General features: G+C 70.9%; 10 protein-coding genes. 7 read left to right on the top strand and 3 right to left on the bottom strand.

The genetic code is table 11. From position 1 onward, the window contains the following. Positions 1-71: 71 nt before the first annotated feature. Both NQ152_RS13790 and NQ152_RS13795 read right to left on the bottom strand, forming a co-directional pair. Positions 72-2,066 (bottom strand): YhgE/Pip domain-containing protein, encoded by a 1,995-nt coding sequence (locus NQ152_RS13790; protein WP_257524416.1) that lies wholly within the window; start codon positions 2,064-2,066, stop codon positions 72-74. Then, positions 2,063-4,873, bottom strand: coding sequence for an efflux RND transporter permease subunit (locus tag NQ152_RS13795; RefSeq protein WP_257524417.1), 2,811 nt, complete (start codon positions 4,871-4,873; stop codon positions 2,063-2,065). The genes NQ152_RS13790 and NQ152_RS13795 overlap by 4 nt, the downstream gene beginning before the upstream one ends. Before the next feature lie 145 nt (positions 4,874-5,018). Here NQ152_RS13795 and NQ152_RS13800 point away from each other — a divergent pair, with 145 nt between their 5' ends. Then, on the top strand, positions 5,019-5,663 hold the full coding sequence (locus NQ152_RS13800) for a TetR/AcrR family transcriptional regulator (RefSeq protein WP_257503511.1): 645 nt from the start codon (positions 5,019-5,021) through the stop codon (positions 5,661-5,663). A gap of 13 nt (positions 5,664-5,676) precedes the next feature. On the opposite strand, the gene NQ152_RS13805 is transcribed toward NQ152_RS13800, so the two are convergent. Beyond that, positions 5,677-6,699: an o-succinylbenzoate synthase gene (locus NQ152_RS13805; RefSeq protein WP_257524418.1), complete on the bottom strand. Its 1,023-nt coding sequence runs from the start codon at positions 6,697-6,699 to the stop codon at positions 5,677-5,679. A 164-nt stretch (positions 6,700-6,863) separates the two neighbouring features. On the opposite strand from NQ152_RS13805, the gene NQ152_RS13810 reads away from it, so the two are divergent. The 6 genes from NQ152_RS13810 to NQ152_RS13835 all read left to right on the top strand — a co-directional run bounded on the left by NQ152_RS13810 (position 6,864) and on the right by NQ152_RS13835 (position 12,173). Beyond that, on the top strand, positions 6,864-7,202 hold the full coding sequence (locus NQ152_RS13810) for a PadR family transcriptional regulator (protein ID WP_257524419.1): 339 nt from the start codon (positions 6,864-6,866) through the stop codon (positions 7,200-7,202). Further along, positions 7,199-8,167, top strand: coding sequence for a permease prefix domain 1-containing protein (locus tag NQ152_RS13815; RefSeq protein ID WP_257524420.1), 969 nt, complete (start codon positions 7,199-7,201; stop codon positions 8,165-8,167). The genes NQ152_RS13810 and NQ152_RS13815 overlap by 4 nt, the downstream gene beginning before the upstream one ends. A 30-nt stretch (positions 8,168-8,197) precedes the next feature. Beyond that, positions 8,198-9,145: a permease prefix domain 1-containing protein gene (locus NQ152_RS13820; RefSeq protein ID WP_257503507.1), complete on the top strand. Its 948-nt coding sequence runs from the start codon at positions 8,198-8,200 to the stop codon at positions 9,143-9,145. A 68-nt stretch (positions 9,146-9,213) separates the two neighbouring features. After that, positions 9,214-10,020, top strand: a complete 807-nt coding sequence (locus tag NQ152_RS13825) for an LLM class F420-dependent oxidoreductase (RefSeq protein ID WP_257524421.1) — start codon at positions 9,214-9,216, stop codon at positions 10,018-10,020. After that, positions 10,017-10,916, top strand: a complete 900-nt coding sequence (locus NQ152_RS13830; RefSeq protein ID WP_257524422.1) for a 1,4-dihydroxy-2-naphthoyl-CoA synthase — start codon at positions 10,017-10,019, stop codon at positions 10,914-10,916. The genes NQ152_RS13825 and NQ152_RS13830 overlap by 4 nt, the downstream gene beginning before the upstream one ends. 96 nt (positions 10,917-11,012) lie before the next feature. Next, positions 11,013-12,173 (top strand): AMP-binding protein, encoded by a 1,161-nt coding sequence (locus NQ152_RS13835; RefSeq protein WP_257524423.1) that lies wholly within the window; start codon positions 11,013-11,015, stop codon positions 12,171-12,173. Position 12,174 lies beyond the last annotated feature (1 nt).

Here is a 12,174-nt window from a genome sequence, read left to right on the forward strand (position 1 = left end):
CAGGGGAGCGGCAGGGGAGCGGTGGCAGGCGACGGCAAGGCGCCCGGGGCGAAGCACCGCCGACAGGACGGCTACGCCGGGGCGGGGGATGCCGCGAGCAGGTCCCGCGCGTTGGCCACGCGTCGCCGCGCCACAGCGAGGGTCGTCGCGATGAACGCGAGCAGCGACCAGATCAGGAGGCCCGCGACGCCGGCGCCGAGGCCGGCGGTCTCCGTCAGTGCGGACAGCATCCCGTTGTACGCGGGCGCGGTGGGCAGCAGCGCCGCGATTTCGGACAGCACACCGGGCACGGTCGAGACCACGCCGGTCGCGACGGCCAGTACGCCGACCAGGGCGGCAAGCCATCGTCCCGCGCCGCCGAACACGGCCACGAGGGCCTGGTTGACGGCCGCGAAGGCGATTCCTGCGACCACGCACAGCGCGGCGAACATCGACCACTGGGCCCAGTCGTAGGATGCCGCGAGCTGGACGACGCCGGCCACGAGCAGTCCCTGCACAGCGCCGAGCACGGCGGCCGGCACCAGCCCGCGCAGGGCGAGGAGCGCCGACGGGGCGCGCGAGGTGAGCGCCCGGCGCGAGGCCGCCTGCAGGGCGACGAACGTGCCGAGGCCGCCGAACCACAGCGCGAGCGTGGACAGCAGGGGCACCGCCGACGCGCCGAACAGCGACGAGCCGACGCCGTCGGTGGTCACCGGATCGGACACCACGGTGGCCAGGCTGGTGGCGTCCGCATCGGTGTAGGAGGGAACGGCGGCGGATGCCTGATCCAGGCCATCCGCGAGGGTCGCCGTCCCGGTCGCGAGCTCGCCGACGCCGTCGGCGAGCGAGGTCGCGCCGTCGGCGGCCTGGGTGGCGCCGCCGGCGAGCTGGGTCGCGCCGGACTGGAGTCCGCGCGCGCCCTCGGCGGACTGGACGGTGCCGTCGGCGAGCTGGGCCAGGCCCGAAGCCAGAGTGCGCGTCTGAGCCGCGGCTTCGCTCAACCCGGCGCTGGTCTGCGAGGTCAGCTGCTGGATTCCCGAGGCGGTCGGGGTCGCGTAGCCGCTCGCGTATCCGGCACTGGTGGCCGCCGCTCCGGCGTCGCCCGCGACGGCTCCGGCCGTTCCGGCGGCGGCGCCGAGGCTGTCGCAGAACGCTTGCGACGCACCCGAGGCGAGGCACTCGTCGGCCAGTCCCTGAAGCGTGAGTGCCAGCCCACCGGCGCCCTGCGCGACCGAGACCGTCTGCGACGCGGCCGTACCGGCGTAGGTCGCGGCGTCCTGGGCGGCTTGGACCAGCTCCTGGTTGTTCACCTGGGCGGCGGCGGCATCGAGGCCGGCCGCGAGCTGGTTCGCCCCGTTCGCCGACGCCGCCGTGCCCGACCCGATGGTGTCCAGCCCGCCGGCCAGCGTCCCCGCGCCGGAGGACAGCTGCGATGCGCCGTCGCCGAGCTGGCCGATCCCGGCGGGCAGCTGCGCTGCCCCGGAGGCCGCCTGCGCTGCACCGTCCGCCAGCTGTGCGGCGCCGTCGGCGGCTTCGCCGAGCTGATCGCCCAGCGTGGTGAACCCCAGGAACACGTTCTCCAGGTACACCTGGGAGAGCTCCTGCCCCATGATGGACGCCGCGGCCGAGGTCACCTGCGCGGTGATGGCGTCGTCGACGACCTTGGAATCCGGTGGCGTGGTGACCTCGATGGTCGCCTGCTCGGGTGTGCCGCCGGGGGCGGTGGAGGTGGCTGCGGCGGAGAAGTTCTCCGGGATCGTGACAACCGCCTGGTACGTTCCGTCGGCCAGACCGGCGGCGGCATCCTCGGCGTTGGAGATGGTCCAGTCCAGGTTGCTCGCGATCTCGTCGGATCCCTCGACCAGGCCCGCGGTCAGCTGGCGGCCGAGCGGAATGTACTGGTCGTCGATCGTGACGGGTTCGTCTTCGTTCACGATCGCTGCGCTCATGCTGTCCAGCCGCTCGGCGGGGTTGTACAGCGCCGCGACGAGGATGCCGCCGATCAGCACGGGCAGCAGCAGGACACCGATGAGCGTCAGCCAGGTGATGGGGCGGCGCGAGCGCGCCCGTTCGATGTGGAGGGTCATGCGTGTACCTCTGTCGTGGGAACGGCCGTCGGCCGTGTGGAAGTCGATTCGGTGGGGTGCACCGAGTGGGTGCGCCTGGTCACCGTGACGTCGAGGACCGGTGCGTCCGGCCAGCCGGCGTCGGCGAGGAGCCCACGGGCGGCCTCCGGGGAGGCGGAGGCGACGATCAGGGCCATCTCCGGAGCGGCGGATGCGGCATCCCTCAGCACCGCGGCGGCCTGATCGCGCACGCCGGCCGGGGTGAGGGCGTCGACGCCGTCGATCACCACGATGCGCGGTGCGCCGGCGAGGGCACGGCGGAGGTCGCGGACCGGCTGCGCGGAACCGTCCAGGAGCGCGACGCCCACGTGCGCCCGCACCCAGGCCTCTCGTCCCGGGAGCAGGTGCCCGCCGACGCGGGCGCGTCCCTCGAGCCCGGCGCGGCCGGCCAGGGCGAGCAGCAGGGCGCGCGGTCCCCGCGCGTCCTTCGCGGTCACGACGAGCGCCTCGCCCCTCTCGACGCGGAGACCGGCGCCGTCGATGAGGTGGAGATCGCCGGCACTGACCGAGACGTCCGCCGCGACGACTGCGGCCGTCGAGTCCGGCTCGGGCCAGTCGGCCAGCTCGAGCTCGCGCTGGACCGCCTCGCCTTCGATGTCGAAGTGGGGCAGCACGCGTTCGAGCCACTTCGGCAGCCACCATGCGCGATCGCCGAGCAGGGCCATCACCGCCGGAGTCAGCGTCATGCGGACCAGGAACGCATCGATGACGATGCCGGCGGCCAGCCCGAGTGCGATCGGCTTGAGCGAGGCATCCCCTTCTGGGACGAACGCGACGAAGACCGCGAACATGATCAGGGCGGCGGCGGTGACGACGCGTGCGGACGAGGTGAAGCCGGATCTGACGGCTCCGACCGCGACGGCGCGTGCCTCCGCTCGGGTTGCACCCGCGCGCCGCGCGTGGACGTAGTCCTCCCGCATCCGCGAGACCAGGAACACCTCGTAGTCCATCGCGAGGCCGAACAGCACGCCCATCAGGACGATCGGCATGAAGCTGATGATCGGCCCGGTGCGGGTCACGTGCAGCACGTCCGCCAGCCAGCCCCATTCGAACACCGCGGCCACGACGCCGAACGCCGCCGCCACCGAGAGCAGGTAGCCCAGCGCCGCCTTGATCGGCACGGCGATGGAACGGAACACGATCGTCAGCAGCACGAGCGAGAGACCCACGACGAAGACGCCGAAGGGGATCAGCGCGGCGCCCAGCTGATCGGAGATGTCGATGGCGACAGCGGTGAATCCGGTCACGGTGACGTCGATGCCGAACTCGTCCAGCCACCGGTCGTGCTGGTCGCGCAGCTCCCGCACCAGGTCGGCCGTGGCCGGGTCGTCGGGGGCGGTGGTGGGGATCAGCTGCACGATGCCGGTGTCGGCGCTCTCGTTCGGAGTCGCCAGTGCGACCGCCTCGACGCCGGGGAGGCTCGCGACATCGTCGCCGAGGTCGTTCATCAGCCCGACGGGGTCGGTGGAGGTCACGATGGTGCCGGTCAGCACGATGGGCCCGTTGAAGCCCGGGCCGAACTCCTCCGCCACCATGTCGTAGCTCTGGCGCGCCTCGTTCTGCTGCGGCAGCATCCCGGCGTTGGGCAGGGCCAGCGCCAGGCTGGCCGCCGGGATCGCCATGACTCCGAGAGTGAGCACGACGGCGACGGTCGTGACGATCGGATGCTTGGTCACAAGTCCCACCCAGCGCTCCGCGAATCCGCGTCGCGGCGCCTTCGCGGCCTTCGTGCGCGGGCGCTTCGCTCGCCCGGCGACGCGGCCCTTGAGGAACGCCAGCATCGCCGGGGTCAAGGTGAGCGCAACCAGCACCGCGATCGCCACGGCGACGGCGGCGGCGATGCCCATCGTGGTCAGGAACGGGATGCCGGCGAAGGACAGTCCGATCAGCGCGATCAGCACGGTGATGCCGGCGAAGACGACGGCAGATCCGGCGGTGCCGGTCGCGCGCGCCACGGACTCCTCCGGTTCCATTCCGTCACGCACCTGGTCCTGATGCCGGGCGACGATGAACAGGGCGTAGTCGATGCCGACCGCCAGTCCGAGCATCAGCGCCAGCAACGGGGTGGTCGAGGTGATGCTTGCGAACGCGGTGGAGAGGAAGAGGAGGGCGAGAGACAGGCCGACCCCGATGATCGCGGTCAGCAGCGGAAGCCCGGCGACCACGAAGGAGCGGAAAGTGACGATGAGAACGAGGAGGGCGATCAGCAGGCCGACCGCCTCGGTGATCGTGACCCCGGGTACGGAGATCGCGAACAGGTCGCCACCGAGGGCGACCTCGGACCCGGCGGGAAGCTCCTCCCGCAGTTCGGTCGCGACATCCTGCAGCGCCGTCTTGGTCTCAGCGGGAACGTCGGTGGCCTGCCCGTCGAACTGCAGTCGCACGATGGCGGCGTCGCCGTCCTCCGAGACCAGTCCGTTGACCATCTCGTCGAAGGGATCGGTCGCCGCGAGGATGCCGTCCAGATCCTCCAGTCCGGCCACGGTGTCGGTGATCGCGGTGGCGTAGGGCTCGTCCCCGATCTGCGCTTCGTCCGCGGCCACGACGATCATCTGGGCGCTGGTGCCGCTGGCCTGGGGGAAGGTCCGGTTCAGCTGCTCGATGCCGGCCTGGGACTCGGTGCCCGGGATGGAGAAGGTGTTGCTGGTGCCCTGACCGAGCGTCAGCGCACCGGCCCCGGCGATGGCCAGCAGCAGTATCCAGCCGACCAGCACCCGCCACGGGTGCCGGTATGACCAACGGCCGAGGGCATACAGAAGAGTGGACACAGCGCCTCCGGGGCTACCAGGAATCAGACAGGTTGGATACAGCGCTGTATCGGATACATGAGTGTATCGTAAGTCCCGCAGCCGCCCTCAACCTGAGTGCTGCGTGTGTATTTTGAGTGGTGACCAGCGAGCCCGAGGAGAGTGGATGACCGACACCGTCACCGTGACGTCGCGCCGACGCGAAACCACCGTGCAGAAGCTGCTGGATGCGGCCGCCCAGGTGTTCGCCGAAGAGGGTCTGGACGCGGCATCCGTCGAGGCCATCTGCGAGCGCGCCGGCTTCACGCGCGGCGCCTTCTACTCGAACTTCGAGTCCAAGGATGAGCTGTTCCTGGAACTGACAAGCCGCGTCGCGCTGGCCCGTGTCGCCGGTGTCCGGGACCGGGTGGCCCAGCTCGAGCGCGGCGGACAGCTGCACGACGTCGCCACCGACGCACTGTCGCTGGTGCAGCAGGTGCTCGATGTCTCCGGCGATGACCGCCTCGCCATCCTGCTCATGAGCGAGATCCGCATCCACGCGCTGCGCGACCCGCAGCTGGGTGCCGCCTATCTGGCGCAGGAGGCCGAGATGCGCGCGAGCGTCGCGCAGATCATCACCGACATCGCCCAGGCCAAGACGCTCAGCTTCCGCATGCCCGCCGACCAGGTCGCGCGGCTCATGCTCACGGTGTGGGAGAGCGAGTCCGTGCGCGCCACGATGGCCGGTCTCGATTACGCCGCGGTGTGCCGGCGCACCAGCGAAGAGATCGCGCGGGTGGCTCAGCTGGTCATCGAGCCGCCGACCGACTGAGCCGGATCGCCGGTCAGGCGTTCGCGCGGTCGCTCGCGCGGACCAGTTCCGAATGGCACCGCGCGATGCGCGCACGCCACCACTCCAGGCGATCTTCGGATGCCGCGTACCGGTCCAGCTGCGCCGCATCGGCGGCGACCCGACCCACCGGCAGTGCGCCGTCGCGCGGGAGGAGCGCCGGCGAGGCGGAATCCGCCGTCAGCAGTGCGGCCGTGCCCAGGCCGCAGTCGTAGTCCAGCTGGGGAAGGGCGGCGGCCAGCGCGACTCCCATCGCCAGTCCGACGGAGGTCTCCAGGGCGCTGGAGACGACGGCGGGCAGCCCCGCCTCGGCCACGATCTCCAGGGCGCGGCGCACACCCCCGAGGGGCTGCGCCTTCACCACGATGATGTCGGCCGCCCCGGCGCGGGCAACGGCGATCGGATCGGCGGCCTTGCGGACGCTCTCGTCGGCGGCGATCGGGATGCCGAGATACTTCACCCGCCGGCGCAGTTCGGCGAGGTCGTCGATCGTCGCGCACGGCTGCTCGACGTACTCCAGGTCGAACTCGGTGAGCGCGTGGAAGGCGTGCTCGGCTTCGTCGAGGTTCCAGGCGCCGTTGGCATCCACGCGAATGCGGCCTTCCGGACCCATCACGGCGCGGACGGCCCGCACCCGCGCGACGTCATCTGCGAGCCGCTGGCCGGCTTCGGCGACCTTGACCTTCGCGGTGCGGCATCCGTCGAACCGCGCCAGCACCGCGGCCACGGATGCCGCATCGACTGCGGGAACGGTGGCGTTGACCGGCACGACATCCCGATGCTGTGCCGGCAGGGCCGACCAGCCGAAGTCGATGGCGCCGGCGAGCCAGACGGACGCCTCCGCGTCGTCGTACTCGAGGAAGGGCGAGAACTCGGTCCATCCCGCGGGGCCGTGGATCAGCGCCGCCTCACGGATGTCGATGCCCCGGAACCGCGTGGCCAGGGGGAGGGCGACCACGCGCATCGAGTCGAGCAGATCGGCAAGGGAGGGGAAGGATGCGGCGGCGTCGGTGCTCACGACTCCATCATGCTCCCTCGCACATGCCTGCCTCCGCTGTGCGTCGGCGGGGCGTCGGTGCGGGTGCCGGTCACGCCCGCGCCGTCCGACTCCCCGAATAAGCAATTCCGGACACTGCGATGTGCCATTGACTACAGTGTGTGTCACACAGTACAGTGTGATTCATGAGCGAGACGGAAGCACTTGACACCCACCTGCAGGAGCTGCGGCGCGGCACTGCGGTCCTGGCGTGCCTGCGGCTCCTGCAGACGCCCGGCTACGGATACGGGTTGCTGGAGGAGCTCAGCGCTCGCGGGTTCGAGACGGACGCCAACACGCTGTATCCCCTGCTGCGCCGGCTGGAGAAGCAGGGCCACCTCACGAGCGAGTGGAACACCGACGAGGCCCGGCCCCGCAAGTTCTACCGCACCAGCGCCGCGGGCACTCGCCTGGCCGACGCTCTGACCGACGAGTTCCGTGCGATCGCGGCAGCGATCGACACCCTTCCAGGAGGACTGACATGACCATCACCGCCACCCTCGCCGATCGGTACGTCGCGACCGCGATGCGCACCGTGCCTGAGAGTCAGCGCGCCGACCTGGCCGCCGAGCTGCGGGCATCCATCGACGACCAGATCGAGGCGCGCGTCGCCGACGGCGCGGCGCTGGACGCCGCCGAGCGCGCCGTGCTCACCGAGCTCGGCGACCCCGACACGCTCGCCGCCGGTTACACCGACCGCCCGCTGTGGCTGATCGGACCGCGCTACTACCTGACGTGGTGGCGCCTGACCAAACTGCTCTGGGCGATCGTCCCGGCGTGCGCCGCCTTCGGCGTCGGCCTCGGCCAGGTCTTCTCCGGGGCGCAGGTGGGTGAGGGGATCGGCGCGGTCGTCTCGGTCGCGCTGTCCGTCATCGTGCACATCGGCTTCTGGACGACGCTGATCTTCTTCATCGTCGAACGGAGCACCCCTGACCGGGGCGCCGGACTCGTCGGCACGTGGTCCGTCGATGACCTCCCCGAGCTGAAGGAGAACGGCGCCAAGCTCGGCGACCTGATCGGGTCGCTGGTGTTCCTCGCTCTTGCCGCCGGTGCGGTGGTGTGGGATCACTTCGTCGGTTTCGCGTACTTCGCTGCGGCGGGCGAATGGATGCCGTTCCTCGCGCCCAGCCTGTGGCCCTGGTGGATCACCGCACTGTTCGCGCTCATCGTGCTCGAGGCTCTGCTGGCGATCTTCGTCTACGCGCGGGGCAGGTGGACGAGGGCGACCGCCACCGTCAACGCCGCACTCAACGTCGCGATCGCGATCCCCGCCCTGTGGCTGCTGCTGCTCGGGGAGCTGGTCAACCCCGAGTTCTTCGCACAGCTCATGCCGTCCGACGCGGCGCAGACCGCCGAGACGGTCGTGACCGCGCTGATCGGATTCGGGATCGTCCTGATCGCGGTGTGGGACACCATCGACGCCTTCCTCAAGGCGCGCCGCGCGCGCTGAGCGCGCCGGCAGACACGAAGGACAGGGAAAATGGAACCGATCACCCGGCAGGACTACATCGGCCGCTACGTCGAGGCAGCGACGAGATCGCTGCCTCCGCGGGAACGCGCCGACCACGCGGCGGAGCTGCGCGGTTCGATCCAGGACCAGATCGATGGCCGCGTCGGAAGCGGCGACACACCGGCCGCGGCGGAGCTCGCCGTACTGAGCGGGATGGGCGATCCGGCTGTGCTGGCGGCCGGGTACGCCGACCGGCCGCTTCACCTCATCGGCCCCCGCTGGTATCCCACCTGGCGGCGGGTCCTGCGGATCGTGCTCTGGTGGACGCTGCCGTTCGTCGCCTTCGGCGTTGCGCTCGCCATGATCCTGGAAGACCGACCGCTGTGGGGGATCGTCGGTCCGACGATCGGCGTCACGATCGCGGCCGGGGCGGTGATCTTCACCGGCATGACCATCGTCTATGCGGCGCTCGACCGTGCCGGCGAGCCGGTGGGCGCGTGGACGGTTGACCACCTGCCGTCCCGGGACCCGAACGAGGGCATGCCCGCGGGCCGTGTAGAGAAGATCGTTCTGGGGGTCTCCGTCCTGTTCGCGATCGCGGGCCTCGTGTTCGTCACGGCGTCCTGGGCGGTCCCGGAGGCCGGGCCGATGTCCGTGCTGAATCCGGCGCTGTGGCCGTGGAGTCTGATCGTCGGGGTGGTGCTGATCCTGGCTGGAGCCTTCGTCGTGATCCGGGCGAGAGCGACCGGTCGGTGGGGGATGGGCAGCGCGATCGCGACAGCCCTGATCGCTCTCGGCTGGGCCGTGCCCATCGTCTGGCTGGCGGTGACCGGGCTTCTCTTCGACCCCGCGTTCGTCGAGTACCTCGATATCGACCGCGACGCCCGAGTCGTGATCGTGGTGTGCATCCTGGCTGCAACTGTCGCGATCGCCGCATGGAGCACGTTCGACGCCTTTCGTCGGGTGCTGCGACGCTGAGCGCCCGCGAGGGCGTCGACGACGCCCTCGCGGAGCCGTCGGTCTCCGTGCCGCTTTAGGCTATCCGCATGCCCAACCTCGACACTCCCGTCCGCTTCGGCGTGCAGCTCAAGCCCCAGCATTCCCCGTACGGCGCCTTCCGCGACGCGGCCAGCCGCCTCGAGGACATGGGCGTGGACATCCTGTTCAACTGGGATCACTTCTTCCCGCTGACCGGGGAGCCCGACGGCATGCACTTCGAGTCGTGGACCATGCTGGCGGCCTGGGCGGAGCAGACCGAGCGTGTCGAGTTCGGCGCCCTGGTCAACTGCAACAGCTATCGCAACGCCGATCTGCAGGCCGATATGGCCCGCACGATCGACCACATCAGTGCCAAGGGCGGGACGGGCCGGTTCATCCTCGGCACCGGGGCCGGCTGGTTCGAGCGCGACTACGACGAATACGGCCACGAGTTCGGCACCCCCGGCACGCGGCTGAACGACCTCGCGAACGGTCTGGACCGGATCGCCGCGCGCTGGCCGCGGCTGAACCCGCCGCCCACGCGGCAGATCCCCGTCATGGTCGGCGGCAAGGGCGAGCAGAAGACGCTGCGCATCGTGGCCAAGCACGCCGATATCTGGCACAGCTTCGTCGCCCCGGAGGAGATCGCCCACAAAGTCCGCGTCATCGAGAACTGGGGCGAGCGCGACGGTCACGACACCTCCGGACTGATCGTCTCCAACGAACTGCATGCTCGCGACGAGGATGTCGCCGATCAGCTGTTCGCCGCGGGCACCCGCCTGTTCACGCTCGGGTTCCAGGGACCGGACTGGGACTTCGCGCTGGTGCAGCGCTGGCTGGACTGGCGCGACGCCAAGAACGGCGGTCGCCCGTGACCGTCTCGGAGCTGTTCGACCCTGCCCTGTGGGTCCCTGCCCCGGGCGCGGATGCGTACACGGACATCACCGCACACGTGTCGCCGGATGGCCGTATCGCGCGGATCGCGTTCGACCGTCCCGACGTGCGCAACGCCTTCCGCCCGCACACGGTCGACGAGCTGTACCGGGCGCTGGACACCGCGCGCCAGGATTCCCGCATCGGCGTGGTCCTGCTCACCGGCAACGGCCCGAGCCCGAAGGACGGCGGGTGGGCGTTCTGCTCGGGCGGAGACCAGCGCATCCGCGGGCGCGCGGGCTATGAGTACGCCGGCGACACCACGGGCCAGAGTGCCGCATCCACCGGCCGCCTCCACATCCTCGAGGTGCAGCGGCTGATCCGCTTCATGCCGAAGGTGGTCATCGCCGTGGTCCCGGGCTGGGCGGCCGGTGGCGGGCACTCCCTGCACGTGGTCTGCGACCTCACGATCGCCAGCGCCGAGCACGGCCGGTTCAAGCAGACGGATGCGGATGTCGGGTCCTTCGACGCCGGCTACGGCTCGGCGTACTTCGCACGTCAGATCGGCCAGAAACTCGCGCGCGAGGTGTTCTTCCTCGCCGAGGAGTACTCCGCGCAGCGCGCGTACGAGATGGGCGCCGTGAACCGCGTCGTCCCGCACGCCGACCTCGAGCGCGAGGCGATCGGAATGGCCCGGACGATCCTGACCAAATCGCCCACCGCCATCCGCATGCTGAAGTTCGCGTTCAACGCGGTCGATGACGGTATGGTCGGGCAGCAGGTGTTCGCGGGCGAGGCCACACGTCTGGCCTACGGCACCGACGAGGCCGTCGAGGGCCGCGACTCGTTCCTCGAGAAGCGCGACCCCGACTGGTCGCCGTACCCCTGGCACTACTGACCCGCAGCGGTCCCCGTCGCACAGCGGCGCCGACCGCCCGAGGTCGGCACGGATGGTTGCCGTGGGCCGCACGGCGAGTGGAGATGTGGTGACGACGTGAGACTCGAACCAGTCGTGGGCGACGACCCGCGCGAGATTCTGCGCAGCCTTCGATCCGCACTGCATGGCGCAGGACCCGCGCTCGGCCTGGGCATGGTGCGGGATGCGCCGACGGAGGTGCCGGCCGGCACCGCCGTGGTGGTGACGACCTCCGGCTCCACGGGGGTGCCCAAGAGCGTGGTGCTGACGCGCGACGCGTTGACGGCGGGCGCGCTGGCCACGGCGGATCGGATCGGTGACGGCGCCTGGCTGCTTGCGCTGCCCCCGAGCTACGTGGCGGGGCTGCAGGTGCTCGTCCGCTCGATCGTCGCCGACCGCGAGCCGGCCTGGCTCACCGGCGGCTTCACCCCGCGGGCGTTCACCGCGGCCGCGCTGATGATGCTCTCGACCGACCGAGGAACCCGCATACCGACGTACACGTCGCTGGTGCCGGCGCAGCTGACCACGCTGCTGGATGCCGCGGCATCCGACGAGTCCGTCCTGCGCGGGCTGCGCTCGTTCGAGCAGATCCTGGTGGGCGGCCAGGCGGTCGCCCCTGCGACGCTCGAGCGGGCACTGGATGCCGGCGTGCGGGTGGTGCGCACGTACGGCGCGACCGAGACCAGCGGAGGCTGCGTCTACGACGGCCGTCCGCTGCGCGGCGTCTCGGTGCGGATCGTCGAGGGCGAGATCCAGGTCGCCGGGCCGACTCTGGCCGACGGGTATCTGGGCGACCCGGGAGCCACGGACCTCGCCTTTCCGCGCGACCCGGACGGAACGCGGTGGTACCGCACCGGGGATGCCGGGATCCTCGAGGACGATCTGCTTCGCGTACGGGGACGTATCGACAACGTCATCGTGACCGGCGGGATCAATGTGTCGCTGGACCGGGTCGAGCGGGTGGTGCGATCGATCCCCGGACTGGAATCCGCGGTGGTGGTCGGCGTCCCCGACGCGCGGTGGGGCGAAGCCTCGGTCGCGGTGGTTCCGCGCGGTGAGGCGCTTCGGCGCAGCGAGTCGGTGCAGCTCGAGGAGGCGCGCGCGGCCGTCACGGAGGAGATCGGAGCGCACGCCCGCCCGAATCGCCTTGTGCTGGTCGACGAGATCGCGACGCTCCCGAGCGGCAAGCCCGACCGTGAGGCGATCCGGGCCGCGGTTGTGGCACTGCACAGGCCGTAGG

It is taken from the genome of Microbacterium sp. zg.B48 (assembly GCF_024623505.1).
Taxonomy (GTDB): Bacteria; Actinomycetota; Actinomycetes; order Actinomycetales; family Microbacteriaceae; genus Microbacterium.